The sequence below is a fragment of the Pseudomonas sp. EA_35y_Pfl2_R5 genome (genome assembly GCF_963970805.1).
Taxonomy (GTDB): Bacteria; Pseudomonadota; Gammaproteobacteria; order Pseudomonadales; family Pseudomonadaceae; genus Aquipseudomonas.
Map to the genome: position 1 here is coordinate 339,612 of NZ_CAXAOW010000003.1, position 21,044 is coordinate 360,655.

Here is a 21,044-nt window from a genome sequence, read left to right on the forward strand (position 1 = left end):
TAGCAACGTGCAATAACGGAGTTACCCATGAGTTCAATCGCCGTCTTTAGCAAAGCCTCGCCGCTGGATGCGCTACAGCGCTGGCTGCCCAAACTGGTGCTGGCACCGAGCATGCTGATCATCATGGTCGGCTTCTACGGCTATATCCTCTGGACCTTTGTCCTGTCGTTTAGCAGCTCGCGCTTTATGCCGAGCTACAACTGGGTCGGCCTGCAACAGTACGCGCGCTTGTGGGACAACGACCGCTGGTGGGTGGCGAGCAAGAACCTGCTGGTCTTCGGCGGTCTGTTTATCAGCATCAGCCTGGTGATTGGCGTGCTGCTGGCGGTGCTGCTCGATCAGCGCATCCGTCGCGAAGGCTTTATTCGCACGATTTTCCTCTACCCCATGGCGCTGTCGATGATCGTCACGGGCACCGCCTGGAAGTGGCTGCTCAACCCTGGCCTGGGCATCGACAAGATGTTGCGTGACTGGGGCTGGGAAGGCTTTCGCTTCGACTGGCTGGTGGACCCTGATCGGGTGGTTTACTGCCTGGTGATCGCGGCGGTCTGGCAAGCCTCGGGCTTTGTTATGGCGCTGTTTCTGGCGGGGCTGCGCGGGGTCGATCAGTCGATTATCCGCGCCGCCCAGGTCGACGGGGCCAGCCTGCCGAATATCTACCTGCGCATCGTGCTGCCGAGCCTGGGTCCGGTGTTTTTCAGCTCACTGATGATCCTTGCGCATATCGCGATCAAGAGCTTCGACCTGGTGGCCTCGATGACCGCCGGCGGCCCCGGTTACGCCTCCGATCTACCGGCGATGTTTATGTATGCCCACACCTTTACCCGTGGCCAGATGGGCCTCGGTGCAGCGAGCGCGATCCTGATGCTAGGCGCGGTGTTGGCGATCCTGGTGCCTTATCTGTATTCCGAGCTGCGAGGCAAACGCCATGACTAGTCGCGCTTTTAGCCTGAGTCGTTTGGCCATCTACGCCACCCTGCTGGCGGCCTGTGCGGTCTATCTGATTCCGCTGGTCATCATGCTGCTGACCAGCTTCAAGAGCCCGGAAGATATTCGCACCGGCAACCTGCTGTCCTGGCCGGAGGTGTTTACCGCCATCGGCTGGCTCAAGGCCTGGGACGGTGTCGGCGGTTACTTCTGGAACTCGGTGAAAATCACCATTCCGGCGGTGCTGATCTCCACCGTGATCGGTGCATTGAACGGTTATGTGCTGGCCATGTGGCGCTTTCGTGGCTCGCAGCTGTTCTTCGGCTTGCTGCTGTTCGGCTGCTTCCTGCCGTTTCAGGTGGTGCTGCTGCCGGCGTCCTTCACCCTCGGCCAGCTCGGCCTGGCTAATACCACCGGCGGCCTGGTGCTGATCCATGTGGTCTATGGCATGGCCTTTACCACGCTGTTCTTCCGCAACTACTACGTGAGCATTCCGGATGCCCTGGTGCGGGCGGCGCGGCTCGATGGTGCCGGTTTCTTCACCATCTTCGGACGCATCCTGCTGCCGATGTCGACCCCGATCATCATGGTTTGCCTGATCTGGCAATTCACCCAGATCTGGAACGACTTCCTCTTCGGTGTGGTGTTCGCCAGCGGCGACACCCAGCCGATCACCGTGGCCCTGAACAACCTGGTCAACACCAGCACCGGGGCCAAGGAATACAACGTCGATATGGCCGCGGCAATGATCGCTGGGCTGCCCACGCTGATCGTCTACATCCTGGCTGGTAAATATTTCTTGCGCGGGTTGACTGCCGGCGCGGTGAAAGGCTGACGCCTTCAAGATTGGAGAAACAACAATGGCTACGCTCGAACTGCGCAACGTCAACAAGTCCTACGGCAGCGGCCTGGCGGACACCCTGAAGCACATCGATATTGCGATCGACTCCGGTGAGTTTCTAATTCTCGTGGGACCATCCGGTTGCGGCAAATCCACCCTGATGAATTGCATCGCCGGCCTGGAGGGCATCAGCGGCGGGGCGATTCTGGTCGATGGTGCCGATATCAGCGGCATGAGCCCGAAGGACCGCGATATCGCCATGGTCTTTCAGTCCTATGCGCTGTACCCAACCATGACCGTGCGCGACAACATCGCCTTCGGCCTGAAGATGCGCAAGCTGGCGCCGGCAGCCATCGACGAAGAAGTGGCGCGGGTGGCCAAGTTGCTGCAGATCGAGCATTTACTCAGCCGTAAACCCGGCCAGCTATCCGGTGGCCAGCAGCAGCGCGTGGCTATGGGGCGGGCTTTGGCGCGGCGGCCGAAGATCTATCTGTTCGACGAGCCACTGTCGAACCTCGACGCCAAGCTGCGCGTGGAGATGCGCACCGAAATCAAGCTGATGCACCAGCGCCTGAAGACCACCACTGTTTACGTCACCCATGACCAGATTGAGGCCATGACCCTGGGCGACAAAGTTGCGGTGATGAAAGACGGCGTCATCCAGCAGTTCGGCACTCCGCGTGAGATCTACAACGACCCGGCCAACCTGTTCGTGGCCAGCTTTATCGGTTCGCCGCCGATGAACTTTATTCCCCTGCGTTTGCAGCGCCGCGACGGTCAGTTGTTCGCCTTGCTCGACTCCGGCCAAGCGCGTTGCGAACTGCCGCTCGGGGCGATGGAGGTGGGCTTCGAGAACCGTGAGGTGATCCTTGGCATCCGTCCCGAGCAGATTCAAATGGCTGTGGCCGGAGCCAGCGGCCCCTCGTCGATTCGCGCCGAGGTTGAGGTGATCGAGCCCACTGGGCCGGACACCTTGGTGTTCGTCAGCCTCAACCAGACCAAGGTCTGCTGCCGTCTGGCGCCGGACGATGCGCCTCGGGTCGGGCAAACCCTGGAGCTGCAATTCGACCCGAGCAAGGTGCTGCTATTCGACGCGCAGAGTGGCGAGCGCCTGCTGCCGGGAAAGCCACAAACGGCTGAGCAGGCAAGCAAGGTCGCCCAGTTCAAAGGCCGCTGAACCGTAGCCCGGGTGCAATCCGGGATGCGTTTACGGACGCGCACTCTTTCCCCGGATTGCATCCGGGCTACGCCACTGAACACCTCCGAGGGCGCCTGCCATATCCGCCCCCTTGGTGCCCTGCAACGAGCGTTACAACAATAAAAACAAGAAGGAGTAAACATGAAAGCAGCAACGAAAATCGGCCTGGCACTGACCCTCGGTAGCCTGGCTTTGCCTCACGCGGCGAGCGCGCTGGAGTTCACCGGTTACGCCCGTAGCGGTGCCGGCGGTTCGGAGAACGGTGGTACGCAATCGTGCTTCCAGTTACCGGGCGCGCAGTCGAAATACCGCTTGGGTAACGAGTGCGAGCAGTACATCGAGCTGGATCTGCGTCAGGATCTGGTCAGCTTCGACGATGGCTCGGTACTCAGCGTCGAGGGCATGGCGCAGCTGTATAACGCCTATGGTCATACGCCGAAGTTCACCGGTGATCATGGCTTCGCGCGGATGAATCAGATGTACGCGGAATGGAGTAATGTCTCCGCGCTCAACGGTGGCTCGCTGTGGGCCGGGCGGCGCTTCTACAAGCGTAACGACATCCATATCTCCGATTTCTTCTACTGGAACCAGAGTGGTACCGGTGCCGGTATCGAGGACTTCGAGCTGGGCGGGCTGAAGTACAGCTACGCGTTTTCGCGCAAGGACAGCTACTTCCAGGAACCCTATATCAACCGTCACGACTTCAACGTCGCTGGCTTCAAAGTCAATCCGGGCGGTGAGCTGGAGTTCGGCCTGAGCTATATCGACAAGCCCGACAGCACTGACGCCCACAGCGGTTGGGCGATTACCGCGCAGCATAAGCAGAGCGACTTTTTCGGTGGCAAAAACACCCTGGCCCTGCAATACGGCCGTGGCCCCGGTACGGGCCTGGGATACACCGGCGATGTGACCTTGGATCGCGACAACAAGAGCTATCGTCTGGTTGAGTTCTTTGACTGGCAGGCTACCCCGCGCCTGGGCGGGCAGGTGCAGTTCGTCTATCAGAAGGACATCCGTCCCGATGGTAGCGATCAGGATTGGCTGTCGGTTGGCGGGCGTACCAGCTACGCCTTTACCGAGCAGTTCAAACTGGTTGGCGAGTTGGGCCATGATCAGGTCGATGCCACCGGCGGTACGCGCAAGCTGACCAAGTTCACCGTGGCGCCGACCTGGTCGCCATCCGGCCCGGGTTTCTGGGCACGTCCGGAAGTGCGCTTGTACTACACCTACGCCAGCTGGAACGAAGCGGCGCAGCGTGCGGCTAGCTTGATCGCCGCCGGTTCGGCGCTGTCGGACAGCGGGGCTTTCGGCAACGCCCAGCACGGCTCGAACTTCGGCGTGCAGGTCGAATACTGGTGGTGAGCGTGAGGTTGTGAGGCTGGGGTGGTTGCATGCTGCCGGTTAAGCAACGGTGTCTGTCGGCACTCGCCACAGGTCGAGCGGGGGCTGTTGCAGAGCACCCCCTGACCGGCCTGTTTGGGGCGTGTGGCGGGCAAGTCCTGCGCTGGGTAACCCATCAGGAGCGCGAGTTGCTGTTGATCGAGCATCCGCGTTTTCAGGCGGCATTCAGTCGCCAGGGCGGTCAGCTTTTGCACTTCCAGCCGCATGGTCAGCGTGCCTGGCTTTGGTGCGCCAGCCACTGGCAACGCGGCGGTGCGATCCGCGGTGGCGTGCCTGTGTGCTGGCCCTGGTTTGCTCGACATCCTGGCGAGAGTGGCTGGCCATCCCATGGCTGGGCACGACTAAGCGAGTGGGAGCTGCTGGATTGCACGGTGGACGAGCAGGGCGTGTGCCTGCGCTGGCAATTGCAGCTATGTGACTGGCAGGTGATCCTGGAGGCCGATCTGGGCGAGTGCATGAGTCTGCGCCTGCGCAGCAGCCATCAGGACAGCGAGCCCTGCAAATTGAGTCATGCTCTGCATGCCTACTGGCGCATCAGCGATGTGGTACGGGTGACGGTGCTCGGCCTGGAGGGGGCTCACGGTCACGACCTGCTCAGGCGCGCTGACTGTCAGCAGCAAGGCGCATTACGGGTCGAGGATGGCTGTCACCGGATCTTTCGCCATGGCGGGCTTTTGCAGCTGCAGGATCTGGCCTGGCAACGCAGCTTACTGATCGATACCCAGGGTGCTGCCAACAGCGTGGTCTGGCATCCCGGCAGTCGCCCCCTGACCGATGTTGGCTGGAACGAGGCGCTGGGTTTTCTCAGTGTGCAGGCTGCCTGTTGCGGCGCAGATAGCCTGATCCTTAAACCGGGTGAGGAGGCGATATTGGCGTTGCAGGCACGGCTGGGTTGACGAGGGACTTATACGGCGCCTGGCAAATTACAGCGGTTCTTCGTCCGCCGGATAGCGGCTGGCGTTAAGGCTTTCCTTGATCTTGCGCAGGTGTGGCTGGAAGTCCACACCGCGGCGCAGGGTCATACCGGTGGCGAGAACGTCGAGCACGGTGAGTTGGATGATCCGCGAGGTCATCGGCATATAAATATCGGTGTCCTCGGGTAGTGGGATGTCCAGGCTTAGGGTGCTGGCCTGAGCCAGGGGCGAGCCGGCGGCCGTGAGACCAAGTACCGAGGCGCCGTTTTCCCGGGCCAGGCGCGCGACCTCCACCAGTTCGCGCGTACGTCCGGTGTAGGAAATGATCACGAACAGATCGCCGGTGTGGGCCACCGAGGCCAGCATGCGTTGCATCAGCACGTCGGCATGCGCGGTGACTGCCAGGTTGAAGCGGAAGAACTTGTGCTGCGCGTCCAGGGCCACCGAAGCCGAAGCACCGAGGCCGAAAAAATGGATCTGTCGGGCCTGGATCATCAGGTCGACAGCGCGGCTGATCATCTGTGGATCGAGGGATTGGCAGGTACTGTCCAGGGAGGCGATGGCACTGCCGAAGATCTTGCGGGTATAGGCTTGTGGGGTGTCGTCGGCTTCCACGGCGCGGCTGACATAGGCCGCGCCACTGGCCAGGCTCTGCGCCAATTGCATCTTCAGTTCGGGGTAGCCGCTGACGCCGAAGGAGCGGCAAAAGCGGTTGACCGTCGGTTCACTGACCTGAGCGGCCTGGGCGAGGGCGGCAATGCTTAGGCGGGTAGCCTGTTGCGGCCCCTGCAGGATCACTTCGGCGACCTTGCGTTCGGCCTTGTTCAGGCTGTCGAGTCGACCCTGGATCTGCTCCAGTAGATTGCGCACGCGATCCATGTTGATTCCTTAAACCTTTACTGAATTTGCTTGCCTATCGTACTGATTGGACCTGACGACGACCACTGCGGAGTGGGAGTTAGGGTAATGTTGTTTTATTACTACATATTGCCTTGATTAAATCCGCAAAAACGCGTATTTCTAATTTAAATTGATAAAAGAACAAACATTATGCCTTCGATAGCCGTGGAATCTTGTACGTTTGCCTTGTTCGGAGCCTTGGGCGATCTGGCGCTGCGCAAGCTGTTCCCGGCGCTTTATCAGTTGGATCGGGCCGGGCTGCTGCACGCCGATACGCAGATTCTCGCCCTGGCCCGTGAAGCTGGCGAGGCGCAGCAGTATCTACAGCACATCGAACAACACCTGCGCCGCCATGTTCCGGCCGCCGAGGTAGACGACGCTGTGTTGCAGCGTTTCCAGGCGCGCCTGAGCTACCTGCACATGGATTTCCTCAAGGTCGACGACTACCAGCTGCTGGCCGAAAACGTCGGCAACAGCGAGCGGCTAATCGCCTACTTCGCCACGCCGGCTTCGGTATATGGCGGCATCTGCGCTAACTTGGCGCAGGTCGGCCTGGCCGAGCGCACCCGCGCCGTGCTGGAAAAGCCTATTGGCCACGATCTGGCTTCGTCCCGAGAGGTCAACGACGCAGTGGCGCAGTACTTCCCGGAAACCCGCATCTACCGCATCGACCATTACCTGGGTAAGGAGACGGTGCAGAACCTGATTGCCTTGCGTTTTGCCAACAGCTTGTTCGAAACCCAGTGGAACCAGAACCATATTTCCCACGTGGAAATCACCGTGGCAGAGAAGGTCGGTATAGAAGGTCGCTGGGGCTACTTCGACAAAGCCGGCCAGCTGCGCGACATGATTCAGAACCATCTGCTGCAGCTGCTTTGCCTGATCGCCATGGACCCGCCCAGCGACCTTTCTGCCGACAGCATCCGCGACGAAAAGGTCAAGGTGCTCAAGGCCCTGGCTCCGATCACCGGAGAGCAGCTTAGCCAGCAGGTGGTGCGCGGCCAGTACGTGGCCGGCAGCAGCGATGGCAAGGCGGTACCGGGCTATCTGGAAGAAGAGAACTCCAACACCCGCAGCGACACCGAAACCTTCGTTGCCCTGCGCGCCGATATCCGCAACTGGCGTTGGGCTGGCGTGCCGTTCTACCTGCGCACCGGCAAGCGTATGGCGCAGAAAATGTCGCAGATCGTTATCCACTTCAAGACGCCGCCGCACTACATATTCGACCCGGAGCAGCGCCAGTTGATCGGCAACAAGCTGATCATCCGTCTGCAGCCGGACGAGGGCATCGCCCTGCAGGTGATGACCAAGGACCAGGGGCTGGACAAGGGCATGCAACTGCGTAGCGGCCCCCTGCAATTGAATTTCTCCGACACCTACCGCAGTGCCCGGATACCCGATGCCTACGAGCGGCTACTGCTGGAAGTGATGCGCGGCAACCAGAACCTGTTTGTGCGCAAAGACGAGATCGAGCACGCCTGGCAGTGGTGCGATCAACTGATCGCCGGCTGGAAGCGCCTGGGCGACGCGCCCAAGCCCTATGCAGCAGGCTCCTGGGGGCCGATGGGCTCGATTGCACTGATCACCCGTGACGGGAGGAGCTGGTATGGCGATCTCTGATCTTGAACTACCGCCGGGCGTGTTTGCCCGCACTTACGCAACCCCCCAGGCCTTGGCTGAGGCCCAGGCCATCGCCGTGGCCGAGGCGCTGCGGATTGCGATTGAAAGCCGCGGCCAGGCGACCCTGGTAGTGTCCGGCGGGCGCAGCCCGATCGCCTTCTTCGAGGCCATGGCGCAGCAACCGCTGCACTGGCACAAGGTGACGATCAGCCTGGCAGACGAGCGCTGGGTACCGATCAATCACGCCAGCAGTAATGAGGGTTTGGTGCGCCGGCATCTGCTTCGCGGCCCGGCTGCCGAAGCGCGCTTTCTCGGTTTGTATCGAGTGGCGAGCAGCCTGCAGCAGGCCGCTGAGCTGGCTGATGCGTCCCTGGTCGAGCTGCCGCCGATTGATGTGCTGGTGCTCGGCATGGGCGACGACGGCCATACCGCTTCGCTGTTCCCCAACAGCCCCAATCTGAAGCTGGCTCTACAGCTCGATTGCCCGCGTCGAGTCTTGCCGATGCAGGCCCCCAGCGAGCCGGTTGAGCGTTTGAGCTTGACTCTGCCGCTGCTGAGCGCTGCGCGCCTGTCATTACTGGCGATTCAGGGCCAGGACAAGCTGGCTACGCTGCGTGCGGCCCTGGCAGGTGGTGATGTAACCAGCATGCCGATCCGCGCCTTGCTGCATTCCCCCCTCGAGATTTACTGGTGCCCTTAGGCCCGAAGGACCAGCCGATATGACCAACAACGAGACTAATCAACAGGCCAGCATGGCCAAGAAGATCGCTCAGATCGACAGCATCTGCGCCCGGGCGCGGATCATGCCGGTGATTACCATCGCCCGCGAGGCGGATATTCTGCCGCTGGCCGATGCCCTGGCCGCTGGTGGCCTGACGGTGCTGGAAATCACCCTGCGCTCGGCCCATGGCCTCACGGCTATTCGACTGCTGCGCGAACAGCGCCCCGAATTGTGCGTGGGTGCAGGTACGGTGCTGGATCGGCAGATGCTCGATGCGGCGCTTGAGGCCGGCGCGCAATTTATCGTTACCCCGGGCTCGACCACCGAGTTGCTAAAGGCCGGCTTGGAGGTCGAGGTGCCGCTGTTGCCCGGTACTGGCAGCGCCTCCGACATCATGCTCGGGTATGCCCTTGGCTACCGCCGTTTCAAGCTGTTCCCCGCAGAAGTTTGCGGCGGCACCGCGGCGCTCAAGGCCTTGAGCGGGCCCTTCGGTGAAGCGAAATTCTGCCCCACTGGCGGCATTAACCCAGGCAATGTGCAGCGCTATATGGCGTTAAATAACGTGATGTGTGTCGGCGGTACCTGGATGTTTGACAGCGAGTGGGTCAGCAGCGGCGACTGGGCGCGTATTCAGCAATGCAGCAGCGAAGCCTTGCAGTTGCTGGGCTGAGCTAGGAGGTCGTGAGGCAACCCGTCGCGCGGCCTGATCTCGCTTAACCTTGCGTTGAAACGTCCCCCTTGATAATTGCTGCGCGATCAGGCAGTCACTTGCGGCAGCGCATCATGTCGGGGGCGCGACGCCTCGCACGGCGTCCGTGCTCCATTGCTCATGGATATTTGCCCACACCCGTAGCGCCCTCTGCCTATGCCGGAGCAGGGGCTATTGCTGATCATCCTGAGTCTCCAAGAATAGGGCTGACGACATGGGAGTCTAGTCATGGCCCTTCGCTGCCTGGTGGAGCGATCAGCTGATCGGCACTCGTTTTCCTCTGCGGCGAAAGTAGCGCTGCACCTCAATTAAAAAATTTTCCTGCGCCTGTCGATTCGCCCCTCGCTCGCTCGACTATGGTTTAGAACCCTATCTTGGGTTCGTTGTCTGCAGTAGGGCGCGTATAGCGCACCCTGCGTGCGGTTTACCGAGCCGAACAAGGAGAAAGGCGATGCGTTTTATGGTGATAGTCAAGGCAACTGCAGATTCTGAAGCCGGCATTATGCCCAGCGAAGAGCTGATGGCGGCAATGGGACGTTTCAACGAGGAGCTGGTTGACGCGGGCGTGATGCTCGCCGGTGAAGGCCTGCAACCGAGCAGCAAAGGCGCGCGAGTAAAATTTTCCGGCAGCCAGCGCAGCGTTACCGATGGGCCATTTATCGAGACCAAGGAGCTGATCGCCGGTTTTTGGCTATGGGAAGTGGCGTCGCTGGCCGAGTGTATTGAATGGGTCAAGCGTTGCCCGAATCCGATGCCCGGCGATAGTGAAATTGAGATCCGGCAGGTTTTCGAGGCCGAGGATTTCGGTGATGAATTCACCCCTGAGTTACGTGAGCAGGAAGAACGTCTGCGCGCGCGGCTAGAATCATAAAAACCCAAAACGACCAACCGAGTACTAAGGAGAGTGCAGATGAAGATCCATACCTATTTAACCTTTGATGGCCAATGTGAGGCTGCTTTCAAGTTCTACGCCGACTGCTTGGGCGGCGAATTGGAGTTGATGCGCATGGGTGATAGCCCGGAAGCCGGCAATGTGCCGGAGGAGTATCACGACCGTGTGATGCACGTTTGTTTGAGCGTCGGTGATCAGTTGCTGATGGCGTCTGACACTTTCCCGGGTATGCCGTATGAGGGCATCAAAGGCTGTTCGGTGTCTCTGCAGGTGGAGAACGTGCCGGAGGCCGAGCGCCTATATAAAGCGCTTTCGGCTGGAGGTTCGGTACAGATGGAGCTGCAACCGACCTTCTGGGCAACCCGCTTTGCCATGTTCACCGACAGCTTTGGCGTTGGCTGGATGATTAACTGCGACATTGATGCTCAGATGGGCTAGCAGAGCGCTTTTGTAGGGTGGGTTAGTGGCGCAGAGACGCTGGCTGTTGTTACTGCGTGATGCGCGCGCCACGTAACCTACCAAGCGAAAATGGCTTGGCTTATCCGATGGGTTGCTCCACAACTGACTGCGCATCAGCCGATAGCGCAGTCGTCGGGCGCAATCCCATCGAGGGAGTGAATGCGGTAGCCCGCCGGGAGCGGGCACGGCTCAATCCACCCTGTGCATACCCTCGCTAGCCGACCAGCCCGAGAACACGGTCCAGTTGTTCCTGGGGATCGCCGCTCACGGCCGTGAGAAATTCATCGCCCCAGCGGCGGATATCGTTGTAACTGACGATATCGAACAATTCACGCAAGCGCGCCTGAGCTTCGGCCTTGGGCGTGTTTAGCGCCACATAACAGGTTTGCGCCAGATCCATGGGGTCATGGGGGTTGGTTAGCAGGGCCCCTTTGAGCTCGGCTGCGGCCCCGGCGAACTCTGAAAGTACCAATACGCCACTGCCGCCGAGCAGTCCCTGGACGGCAACGAACTCCTTGGCCACCAGGTTGAGGCCGTCGCGTAGCGGGGTAATCCACATCACGTCGGCCATGGCGTACCAGGCGCTGACTTCCTCGAACGGCAGGCTGCGAAAGAAGAACTGCAGCGGCGTCCAGCCGATGCGGGCGAAACGGCCATTGATGCGCCCCACGGCCTGCTCGATTTGCCCTTGCAGCTCATCATAAACGGTCATTTCCTTGGCCGCCGGTACGCAGATGGTAACCAGGGTGACCTTGCCTAATAGTTCCGGGTTTTCTTCTAGCAGACGTTCGTAGGCGTTGAGCTTTTCCAGAATGCCTTTGGTGTAGTCGAGGCGTTCCACCGAGAGAATCAGTCTGACGCCACTCAGTTCGGCACGCAGGCGTTCCATCATTTCTTTGATTTTTGGCGCAGCCAGGGCGTTGCGTACCCGCTCGATATCCAGACCTACCGGGTGGGCGCCGAGCTTGACCACACGAGTGCCGGTGTCCACGGCGGTGGTCATGCGTTCCAGGCCTACGGCGCAGCCATAGGTGATAAAGCGTGGTGCGCAGTTCTGCCGGCTGACGGTTTGCAGCGGCATCACGCCGCGCGCGGCATCGACAAAGTTTTCCACCTGACGGGGGATATGAAAGCCGATGTAGTCGCACTGCAGCAGGCTGCCGATGATCTGCCGACGCCAGGGCAGCACGTTGAAGACATCTGCCGAGGGGAAGTAGGTGTGATGGAAGAAGGCGATGCGCAAGTCCGGACGCAGCTCGCGCAGGTAGCCGGGGACCATCCACAGATTGTAGTCATGCAGCCACACCGTAGCGCCTTCTGCCGCCTCCAGTGCAGTGCGTTCGGCAAAGGCGCGGTTTACGGTGAGGAACACCTGCCAATCGTCCTCACGGAACTGCGCGCGCTCCCAGAAGGTGTGCAGCGTTGGCCAGAAGGCTTCTTTGGAGAAACGCTTGTAGAAGATGTCGACTTCTTCCTTACTCAGCGCCACCCGTGCGGCAGTCAGCTTCGGGTAACGTTCGGCATCGACGGTGGTGTGGCTGTCGAAGGTTTCGCCGCTGTTTTCGTCATGTTCAGCCCAGGCCACCCAGGAGCCGGCACGGCCATCGCCAAAAAAGCTCAGCAGGGTCGGGATAATGCCGTTGGGTGAAGTTGGGCGGCGGCGCTGCAGCTTGCCATCGGCGCCACGAAATTCTTCATAGGGCAGGCGGTGATAAACCATCACCAGATCGGCTTTGCCTGGCTCGGCGACTTGCTTGCCTTCGGCGGCGATGCCCTGTTTACCGAGAAAGCCAAAGTGCACAAAGGCTTCAAGAATGCCGCCGCAACCGGCGCGCTCGGCATGAAATACCCGCGAATACTGCCGGGTGGCCTGTAGCAGTCCATCTTCGGACGCGCCTACGCAGACGCCCTTGAACTGGCCGCTAAGCATGGAGAGGTCATTCAGGGTGTCACCAGCGGTCAGCACTTGGTCATTGTCCAGCTCCAGCCAGTCGACCAGCGCTTGCAAGCTGCTGCCTTTGTTAACGCCTTTGGGCAGGAAGTCCAAGTACAGTTCGGCCGAGTAAAGGAGGTCGCAGCCAAGACTTTCTGCGGCTTTCAGCAACTCAGGATTGGCGGCTTGCTCGGGGCTGCAGAAGTAGGAACAGCGGCGCACCTGTGGTACGTCCTGACGCTCCAGGGCAAAGTGTTCAAGGGCGCTGGCGACCTGGTTGTCGCCGGGCCAAAGCGCGTCAACCGTGCTTTGCAGTGGCTGGATGGGTTGCAGGGTGTCGCCGTGCACCAGGCTGGCACCAACGTCGGAGATGATGAAGTCCGGTTGTGGCAGAGTCGGGTCTGCCAGCAGTGGCAAGACCGACTCCAGGCTGCGCCCGGTGACATAGGCCAGGCGGATTTCTGGGTGGGCGGCGATGGTTTGATAGAGGCTGAGGCGATCCTTGGGATCGCCGCCGAGAAAGGTTCCATCGAGATCGGTGGCAAGTAACATGCGCTGTCTTCCTGTCCAGTTAAGTGGGTGCAGTGACGCGCCGACAAAAGCCGACGAGCTATGGGCGGTGACGCCGTGTGGCGTTCGCCTCTTGGTTTACCCTGGCGTCTGCGGCGCCGGGTTGGGCGGGTCCTCATGTGAGTCAGTTGTGTTTGAGGTATCTGTTGGCGGTGCATCGGGCATTAGCTCAAGCACCGTGTGGCTGGTACGCAGCATGGGCATAAAGTGCCCGGCCGGCGCGCTGACCAGGTCGCTAACATGGCGCAGGCGGTACAGCGTGTACGCCGCAAGCAGGCCGAGAGTGGTGGCGAAATACAGCGGCAGCGCCTGGGCGCCGAGGTGCTGCATCAGCAGGCCGGCGAGCAGTGGGCCGCATACCGAACCGATGCCATTGACCATCAGCAGGCTGCTGGAACCCGCGAGAATTTCATCGCTGTGCAATTGGTCGATCAGCTGCGCCACGGCGATGGGGTAGATGGCAAAAGCCAAACCGCCCCAGATAAACATCAGCCCTAGCAGCAGACGACCGGCCGGCAGCAGGCTCATCAGTACGGCGACCAACACTGCCAGGGCTACGACCCAGAACAGCACCAGACGGCGGTCGTGTTTGTCCGAGTAAATGCCAATCGGCCATTGCAGCAAGGCGCCGCCAAGAATCGTGCTACTCATCAGCAAACCTACGCCAGTGGCGTCGAAACCGTTCAGAGCTGCGTACACCGGCGCCATACCCCAGAACGCGCCGAGGGCCAGACCGGATAGGCCGGCAGCGGCCAGCGCCAACGGAGCAATACCGGCGATCTGGCGCAGGTTGGTGTGCAGGGTGTCCGGCACGCTGGGCTGGACTTGCCGAGTCAGGGTGATGGGCATCAAGGCTGCGCTGATCAGCATGGCGGCGAGGACGAACAGCACGAAGTCGCTCGGCGACGCCAGGTTGAGAAGCTGTTGCGCGGCTGCTAGGGCACCGAGGTTGACCGCCATATACACGGCAAACACCTGACCACGTTTGTCGTTGGGCACCTGAGCGTTAAGCCAACTCTCGATCACCATATACAGGCTGACCAGCGCCAGGCCGTAGAGCACGCGCAGACCCAGCCAGACCCAGGGGTTAATGATCAACACATGCAGCAAGGCGGCAATGGCGGCAAGGGCGGCGCAAAAGGCAAACGCACGGATATGCCCAACGCGGCGGACCAGCGGAATCGCCAGCCAGGTGCCAAGGAGAAAACCGACGAAGTACCCGGACATAATTAGGCCGAGCATCGAAGTGGAGTAGCCTTCGGCCACGCCACGCAGAGTCAGTAAGGTGTTGAGCAGGCCATTGCCGAGGAGGAGTAAAGCAACCCCACCGAGCAACGAGCTGATAGGGGCAATCAGGGACCACATGGCGACCTACCCTAGGGAACTATGACGCTGAGTGCAAGCATGAAAGGTGCCAATGCTTAACCGTAATCATGGTTAAGTTATTGTTTTTAAAAGATTATTTTTATAGATAAACGGTATTTTGATTTTTTCATGCATCGCCCGTGCGGGCGCATGGGGCGCTGGAAAGGCCGTCTTGCACCAATACTGTTCGCCACCAATACCGAGCTTTTTGCCGCGCTGCTGACCAGGGTTCTAACAAACCGGCCGAGGCATGCCTGGTGCCGTTCTACGCGCACGTTATGGCAATCAGTGCGATAGGCTCCTGAGTTGCAGCAGTCTGGTTGATCCGTTCCAGTACCTGATTGATAGCTTGGCGATCACGGCTGTTGCTCAGGTGCTGATCGGCAGTTTCCTGCACGCTGCGCACATGCCGCAGCAAATCGGTTTTCTGCGCGGCACGTAGCGGCTGGTAGAGCAGGTTCTTGAAGGCCTGCAGCAAACAGAGCAGCACACTTACATCGCTGCAACCGTAGTGGCGAATGGGGCCAAACACCAGTTGCAGTAACTCATCCAGCGAGAGTTCGTAATGCAGCAGGCGAGGCAGGCCATCGTCCGCCAAGGTGACATCCAAGTCCGGCAAAGCCAGGCGCTTGCTGAACAGCACGCTGAGCAGGTCGATGGCGGTAATCGCCGTGCCCGGGTCGTTGATGCCGGGGCTGAGCGCCTTGACGGCGATTTCCGACATCTGTGTGCAGCCAAATAGGTAGTGGGTATGGGCGTATTCTTCGAGAAAGAAATCGAAGCAGTCGAGCAGCGCATCGGTGATATTCGAATCAACCTCGCGGTCGAGTTTGAATAGCGGTCGGCCGCTCATCACAAAGAATCCGCGGTGGATCATCACGGTCATGCGCAGGTCGTGCTTGCACAAGATTCTGTTGATCGTACTGACGTTGAGCTCTTTGAAATAGCCGTTGCGCTGGGCGCAGACTTCCTGCCAGTTTTGGTCATCTGGCCAGCTGGGCAGGTTGTCGACTGTGGCCAGCTTGTTTTCGCGTGAGGCGAGTTTGGCCAGGGTGGTGTGGTACAGGTTGTTGAGAATGTACTCCACCTGAATCGAGCGGGAAATCGAGTGAATGAAATGCACAAACAGGCCGAGGCAGGCGACGCCCATCACCAATGCCATCAATACCCCGAGGCTGGGTACATGGGTTGAGTTGTCCAGTTCAATCGTGGTGATCAGCAGCAGCGAAAAGAGGATGGTGCCGAGGTAGAACCCCAGGGTTTTCTGATGGCTCCTATCGCTTATCAGGCCAGGCACTACGCGCGGTGACAGCGCAGCTGCGGCATTGTTGAGCACCACCATGACCATCGAGAAGCTGAACACCATCAACGATAGGATGCCGCCGACCAGTGCTCCGAGTATCAAGCGGGCATTGTCGGCATTGCGCACCAGGCCGACATCAATCTTGTCTTTGAGCGACATCATCCACGGCTGATATTCGATGCTCATGCTCAGTAGGCACAAGAGGACGAAGCCCGCAGCAATCAGGGTCGGATAGAGGGCCAGGCTGTGCAAGATGCGCTGGTACAAGCGGAAGGTGGAGTTCAATAAGCGGGGCACGGGCATCTCGGTGCGATGGGCGTGCTGCGACTATAGCAAGCTTGACAGCACATGCCGCTACCTGAGCCCCGGCGCAGCCGCAGCGGGGGCTCAGGTGTGCGTCAGGCGCTACAAACGCGCGAAATAGCGCTGGCCAGTTGGTCCAGGCGCTCGGCGTCGAGCCCGGCCATATTGGCCCGGCCAGAGCCGACCAAGTAGACACTGAACTCATCGCGTAGGTGTTGCACCTGGGTTGGGCTGAGGCCGGTGTAGGAGAACATGCCGCGCTGCACCGCTATATGCGCAAAACGTTCACTCAGGCCGTATGGTTGCAAAGCTTCGACCAGGCCTGCGCGCAGGTTGGCGACGCGTTGGCGCATGGTGTCCAGTTCGTTGGTCCAGAGACTGCGCAGCTCACTGTCCGCGAGGATGCTAGCGACTATTGCCGCGCCGTGGGCCGGTGGCGTGGACCATAGATTGCGCGCGATAAAGGCCAACTGGCTGCGCACATCCAGCAGTTTCTCCGCAGTCTCGGCGCAGACGATTAGCGCGCCAGTGCGCTCTCGGTAAAGGCCAAAATTCTTCGAGCAGGAACTGGTGATCAGCAGCTCGGGCAGCTCGGCGGCAAATAGGCGCACGGCAAAGGCGTCTTGCTCTAGCCCATCGCCGAAACCTTGGTAGGCGAAGTCGATCAGCGGCAGCAGTTCGCGTGCCTTAACCACCTCCAGTACACGCTTCCAGTCACGCGGGGTGAGGTCGAAGCCGGTGGGGTTGTGGCAGCAGGCGTGCAGCAGCACCACATCACCTTTGGGCACATGGGTGAGGGCGGCAATCATCGCCTCGACATTCAGCTGGTTGTCCGCGCCGACATAGGGGTAATGGCCGACGCGTAGGCCAGCGGCAGCAAAGATGCTTTCGTGGATCGGCCAGGTTGGGTCACTCAGCCAGATACCACGGCCCGGCAGGCACTGGGCGATAAAGTCCGCGCACAGGCGCAGCGCACCGGTGCCGCCAGGTGTCTGGGTGGCACCAGCTCGTTCGGCTAGCAGCGGGCTGTCCACACCCAGCACAAGCTGGCTGAGCAGGCTGCCAAACAGTGGGTCGCCATGGCCGCCGATATAACTCTTGGTGGTTTCGCTTTCCACCAGTCGCTGTTCGGCGAGCTTTACCGCGCGCGGAATTGGGGTCAGGCCTTGAGCGTCCTTGTACACACCCACGCCGAGGTCGAGCTTGGCTGGGTTGCGGTCGGCGCGGTAGGCGTCCATCAGGCCGAGAATCGGGTCGCCCGGTACGCGGTCGATGCTGTGGAAATGGCTCACTTGCGGCCCTCGGCACCTGCAGCCAGCACATCGGTACGTGCGGCCATGATGAAGTCGTTGCGGTGCAGGCCGCGCATCTCATGGCTCCACCAGGTCACGGTGACCTTGCCCCATTCGGTGAGCAGTGCTGGGTGGTGGCCGACTTCCTCGGCGATGGCGCCGACGGCGTTGGTAAAGGCCAGGGCGTGGCGGAAATTCTTGAACAGGTAAACCCGCTCCAGCTCCATATGGTCGCCACGCACTTCGATATTCCAGTCCGGGATTTCACGAATCAGCACGGCCAGCTCCTCATCGCTGACTTTTGGCGCATCGGCGCGGCAAGCTTCGCATTGGGCTTGGGCAAGGGACATGGAGAGGCTCCTGAATATAAAATTTTGTTGGGTGGACATGCGCAGCTTGTCCACCGTCTGAGTCAGTGCTGGACGCGCCTGGCGGAATGTCCAGTTTAGGCCGCTTTCGGCGGAAACTTCGGCGCATGCAGGCCCATGCGCATGGCTTGCTGGACCATGGTCATGATGTCTTCATGAGCCAGTTCGAACAGACGCTTGAGCTCGGGCAGGACAAAGTACAGCGGCTGCAGAATGTCGATACGGTAAGGCGTGCGCATGGCCTCAATTGGATCGAAAGCCAAGTGCTGCGGCGTATCGGACAGGCAGTAGAGGGTTTCTTTCGGCGAGGAGAGGATGCCACCGCCGTAGATGCGCTGACCCTGGCTGGTGTCGACCAGGCCGAACTCGATGGTCAGCCAGTAAAGGCGCGCCAGGTACACGCGCTCTTCCTTGCTGGCGGCCAGGCCGAGCTTGCCGTAGGTGTGGGTGAATTCAGCGAACCAGGGGTTGGTCAGCAGCGGACAGTGGCCAAAGATCTCGTGGAAGATGTCCGGCTCCTGCAGGTAGTCCAGTTCCTCAGGCGTGCGAATAAAAGTCGCCACCGGAAATTGCTTGCTGGCCAGCAGTTCGAAGAAGGTCTGAAACGGAATCAGCGCCGGCACCCGCGCTACGCGCCAACCGGTAGTGGTTTCGAGTACCCGGTTGATCTCACCAAGTTGCGGAATACGCTCATGGGGCAGGCCGAGCTGTTCGATACCGTCCAGGTATTCCTGGCAGGCGCGGCCATCGATCACCTTGAGTTGGCGAGTGATCAGGGTATTCCACACCTGATGCTCAACCTCCGGGTAATGGATAAAGCCACTGTCATCTGGTTCGCGCGCCAGGTATTGCGTGCTCTTCATCACTGCCTCCTGCTGGGGCTTTGTTGTTTTATTTGACTCAGAAATACGCCAGCTAATGCGGTTATGCAGCCCATGGCTGAGCCTGATAGAGGAGGAAAGGGCAGCTATTTCGTAAAGAATTGGTTACGTGTTCGGCGGTGCGGCGAACTATCGTCTTGCTGTCGCGCTAATCTGTCACATATTCTTGACGGATAATCTGTCGCCAGCGTCGATTCCTACGCCGTGCGGCCTATAAAAAGCCTGATCAGAGCCCTGCCATGCGTATCAAAGTCCACTGCCAGAACCGAATTGGCATCCTGCGCGACATCCTCAACCTGTTGGTCGAATACGGCATCAACGTCGCCCGTGGCGAAGTCGGTGGTGAGCAGGGCAATGCGATCTATCTGCACTGCCCGAACCTGATCAATCTGCAGTTCCAGTCACTACGGCCCAAGTTCGAGGCAATTTCCGGGGTGTTCGGCGTCAAGCGCGTCGGCCTGATGCCCAGCGAACGTCGCCATCTGGAGTTGAATGCGCTGCTCGGCGCGCTGGATTTCCCGGTGCTGTCGATCGATATGGGCGGCAGCATCGTTGCAGCCAACCGCAGCGCCGCGCAGCTCCTGGGCGTGCGGGTGGATGAAGTACCGGGGATTCCGCTGTCGCGTTACGCCGAGGACTTCGACCTTCCCGAGCTGGTGCGCGCCAATAAGTCGCGGATCAACGGCCTGCGGGTCAAGGTCAAGGGCGATGTGTTTCTCGCCGATATCGCGCCGCTGCAAACCGAGCATGAGGAGAGTGATGCCATGGCCGGCGCAGTATTGACCCTGCATCGGGCGGACCGGGTGGGCGAGCGCATCTACAACGTGCGCAAACAGGAACTGCGTGGCTTCGATTCGATCTTTCAGAGCTCCAAGGTAATGGCCGCCGTGGTACGCGAAGCGCGGCGTATGGCCCCCCTGGATGCACCATTGCTGATCGAGGGTGAAACCGGCACCGGCAAAGAGCTGCTGGCGCGCGCCTGCCACCTGGCTAGCCCGCGTGGGCAGTCGCCGTTTATGGCGCTGAACTGCGCCGGTTTGCCGGAATCCATGGCAGAAACCGAGCTGTTCGGCTACGGCCCCGGAGCCTTCGAAGGTGCGCGGCCGGAAGGCAAGCTCGGTTTGTTGGAGCTGACCGCTGGCGGCACGCTGTTTCTCGATGGGGTGGGCGAAATGAGTCCGCGTCTGCAGGCCAAACTGCTGCGTTTTCTGCAGGACGGCTGCTTCCGTCGGGTCGGCAGCGACGAGGAGGTGTATCTGGATGTGCGGGTGATTTGCGCCACCCAGGTCGATCTGTCCGAGCTGTGCGCCAAGGGCGAGTTCCGTCAGGACCTTTATCACCGTCTCAACGTACTCAGCCTGCATATCCCACCGCTGCGCGAATGCCTGGATGGCTTGCCGCCGCTGGTGGAGCATTTTCTCGATCAGGCCAGCCGGCAGATTGGCTGCTCGCTGCCCAAACTCGCGCCACAGGTGCTGGATAAGCTTGGTCACTACCACTGGCCGGGTAATGTGCGTCAGTTGGAGAACGTGCTGTTTCAGGCGGTTTCGCTGTGCGACGGCGGGGTAGTCAAGGGCGAACATATCCGCCTGCCGGACTACGGCGCGCCGCAGCCATTGGGCGAGTTCTCGGTGGAGGGCGGCCTGGATGAGATTCTCGGGCGCTTTGAAAAAGCTGTGCTGGAGCGCCTGTTCCATGACCACCCGAGCAGCCGGCAATTGGGCAAGCGCCTCGGGGTGTCGCACACCACGATTGCCAACAAGTTGCGTCAGCATGGGTTGGGTAAGGATTAGGTTTCAAGCCTGTGGCGCACCACGCCAGGCAGCCACCACACGCTCGCGCAGTGCCTGCCGGTCTTGCCGCATGCTGATTGCCTGCTCAGCCAGGTTGATCCAGTAGTGGTTCACATCGGCTTGGCACACTGAGGTGCGTGCGGCCAATTCGGCCCAGGCTGCGGGCAGGTGCTTGCCGTTAAAGCCGCCGGGTTTGTCCTGGGCCAGGTAACGCACCCGGGTGATGCCTGCCAGCAGGATGCGGCCGTAACACATCAGGCAAGGTTGCAGGCTGACGTAGAGGGTGAGGACGCTGCGGTCCTGCTCTGAATGCTCAGCTTCCAGTTGGTCGAGGAGCAACATTTCGGCGTGAGCGGCGCTGTTGTAGTGTCCATCGACAAATACCTGATTGCGCGCGCTGCACAGCAGCTCCTGGTTCTGATTAACCAACACCGCCCCTACGCCATAACAGCCTTGCTCCACTGCTAGCAGCGCCTGTTCACAGCAAAGCCTGGCCCAGGTGTCGGTGGATGATTGGCTGTGCGGGGCATGTTGCAGCAAGGCTGCATGGTGCTCGTTCATCGGTGTTTCCATGGGTTGAGTGGTGCGTCGGGCAGCTGCAGTTTAGTCAGGCGCGTATTGTTTGTAGGCGAGGCTTTAGTCGCGAAGGCTGAA

The 21,044-nt window shown here is 60.4% G+C and carries 19 protein-coding genes; 11 read left to right on the plus strand and 8 right to left on the minus strand.

Annotated features, from left to right (window positions below; translation table 11 throughout):
* Window positions 1–27 precede the first annotated feature (27 nt).
* The 5 genes from AACX99_RS08780 (at window position 28) to AACX99_RS08800 (ending at window position 5,263) form a co-directional block, all read left to right on the plus strand.
* The gene (locus tag AACX99_RS08780) at window positions 28–936 is read left to right on the plus strand and encodes a carbohydrate ABC transporter permease (RefSeq protein WP_339411063.1); all 909 of its coding nucleotides are present in this window, start codon (window positions 28–30) and stop codon (window positions 934–936) included.
* A complete protein-coding gene (locus AACX99_RS08785; protein ID WP_339411065.1) occupies window positions 929–1,762 on the plus strand; it encodes a carbohydrate ABC transporter permease in 834 nt (277 codons plus the stop codon). The genes AACX99_RS08780 and AACX99_RS08785 overlap by 8 nt, the downstream gene beginning before the upstream one ends.
* A gap of 25 nt (window positions 1,763–1,787) precedes the next feature.
* The gene (locus AACX99_RS08790) at window positions 1,788–2,945 is read left to right on the plus strand and encodes an ABC transporter ATP-binding protein (protein ID WP_339411066.1); all 1,158 of its coding nucleotides are present in this window, start codon (window positions 1,788–1,790) and stop codon (window positions 2,943–2,945) included.
* Window positions 2,946–3,107: 162 nt separating this feature from the next.
* Window positions 3,108–4,328, plus strand: coding sequence for a maltoporin (locus AACX99_RS08795; protein ID WP_339411067.1), 1,221 nt, complete (start codon window positions 3,108–3,110; stop codon window positions 4,326–4,328).
* 29 nt (window positions 4,329–4,357) lie between these two features.
* Window positions 4,358–5,263, plus strand: coding sequence for a D-hexose-6-phosphate mutarotase (locus tag AACX99_RS08800; protein ID WP_339411069.1), 906 nt, complete (start codon window positions 4,358–4,360; stop codon window positions 5,261–5,263).
* A 27-nt stretch (window positions 5,264–5,290) separates the two neighbouring features.
* Here the strand turns inward: AACX99_RS08800 and AACX99_RS08805 are convergent, their stop codons facing one another.
* Window positions 5,291–6,151: a MurR/RpiR family transcriptional regulator gene (locus AACX99_RS08805; RefSeq protein WP_339411468.1), complete on the minus strand. Its 861-nt coding sequence runs from the start codon at window positions 6,149–6,151 to the stop codon at window positions 5,291–5,293.
* A gap of 180 nt (window positions 6,152–6,331) precedes the next feature.
* Between AACX99_RS08805 and zwf the strand changes: the two genes are divergently transcribed.
* The 5 genes from zwf (at window position 6,332) to AACX99_RS08830 (ending at window position 10,561) form a co-directional block, all read left to right on the plus strand.
* Window positions 6,332–7,801 (plus strand): glucose-6-phosphate dehydrogenase, encoded by a 1,470-nt coding sequence (gene zwf / locus AACX99_RS08810; protein ID WP_339411070.1) that lies wholly within the window; start codon window positions 6,332–6,334, stop codon window positions 7,799–7,801.
* Entirely contained in the window at window positions 7,788–8,501 is a 714-nt protein-coding gene (gene pgl, locus AACX99_RS08815; protein ID WP_339411071.1) for a 6-phosphogluconolactonase, read from the plus strand. Before zwf ends, pgl begins: the two co-directional genes overlap by 14 nt.
* A 19-nt stretch (window positions 8,502–8,520) precedes the next feature.
* On the plus strand, window positions 8,521–9,192 hold the full coding sequence (locus AACX99_RS08820; protein WP_339411073.1) for a bifunctional 4-hydroxy-2-oxoglutarate aldolase/2-dehydro-3-deoxy-phosphogluconate aldolase: 672 nt from the start codon (window positions 8,521–8,523) through the stop codon (window positions 9,190–9,192).
* 490 nt (window positions 9,193–9,682) lie between these two features.
* Window positions 9,683–10,102: a YciI family protein gene (locus AACX99_RS08825; protein WP_339411075.1), complete on the plus strand. Its 420-nt coding sequence runs from the start codon at window positions 9,683–9,685 to the stop codon at window positions 10,100–10,102.
* A gap of 39 nt (window positions 10,103–10,141) precedes the next feature.
* Complete coding sequence (locus tag AACX99_RS08830) at window positions 10,142–10,561, plus strand: VOC family protein (protein ID WP_339411077.1); 420 nt, start codon at window positions 10,142–10,144, stop codon at window positions 10,559–10,561.
* A 235-nt stretch (window positions 10,562–10,796) separates the two neighbouring features.
* On the opposite strand, the gene ggpS is transcribed toward AACX99_RS08830, so the two are convergent.
* The 6 genes from ggpS to phhA form a co-directional block, all read right to left on the minus strand.
* Complete coding sequence (gene ggpS, locus AACX99_RS08835; protein WP_339411079.1) at window positions 10,797–13,067, minus strand: glucosylglycerol-phosphate synthase; 2,271 nt, start codon at window positions 13,065–13,067, stop codon at window positions 10,797–10,799.
* Between the two features lie 96 nt (window positions 13,068–13,163).
* Window positions 13,164–14,450, minus strand: a complete 1,287-nt coding sequence (locus AACX99_RS08840) for an MFS transporter (protein ID WP_339411081.1) — start codon at window positions 14,448–14,450, stop codon at window positions 13,164–13,166.
* Between the two features lie 265 nt (window positions 14,451–14,715).
* A complete protein-coding gene (locus tag AACX99_RS08845; RefSeq protein ID WP_445261847.1) occupies window positions 14,716–16,056 on the minus strand; it encodes a DUF2254 domain-containing protein in 1,341 nt (446 codons plus the stop codon).
* Between the two features lie 95 nt (window positions 16,057–16,151).
* On the minus strand, window positions 16,152–17,348 hold the full coding sequence (locus AACX99_RS08850; protein WP_339411085.1) for an amino acid aminotransferase: 1,197 nt from the start codon (window positions 17,346–17,348) through the stop codon (window positions 16,152–16,154).
* Window positions 17,345–17,698 (minus strand): 4a-hydroxytetrahydrobiopterin dehydratase, encoded by a 354-nt coding sequence (locus AACX99_RS08855; RefSeq protein ID WP_339411086.1) that lies wholly within the window; start codon window positions 17,696–17,698, stop codon window positions 17,345–17,347. The genes AACX99_RS08850 and AACX99_RS08855 overlap by 4 nt, the downstream gene beginning before the upstream one ends.
* A 95-nt stretch (window positions 17,699–17,793) precedes the next feature.
* The gene (gene phhA / locus AACX99_RS08860) at window positions 17,794–18,579 is read right to left on the minus strand and encodes a phenylalanine 4-monooxygenase (protein ID WP_339411087.1); all 786 of its coding nucleotides are present in this window, start codon (window positions 18,577–18,579) and stop codon (window positions 17,794–17,796) included.
* 257 nt (window positions 18,580–18,836) lie between these two features.
* Between phhA and AACX99_RS08865 the strand changes: the two genes are divergently transcribed.
* Complete coding sequence (locus tag AACX99_RS08865) at window positions 18,837–20,390, plus strand: sigma-54-dependent transcriptional regulator (RefSeq protein ID WP_339411088.1); 1,554 nt, start codon at window positions 18,837–18,839, stop codon at window positions 20,388–20,390.
* Window positions 20,391–20,393: 3 nt separating this feature from the next.
* Here the strand turns inward: AACX99_RS08865 and AACX99_RS08870 are convergent, their stop codons facing one another.
* On the minus strand, window positions 20,394–20,951 hold the full coding sequence (locus tag AACX99_RS08870; RefSeq protein WP_339411090.1) for a nucleoside deaminase: 558 nt from the start codon (window positions 20,949–20,951) through the stop codon (window positions 20,394–20,396).
* Window positions 20,952–21,044: the final 93 nt, after the last annotated feature.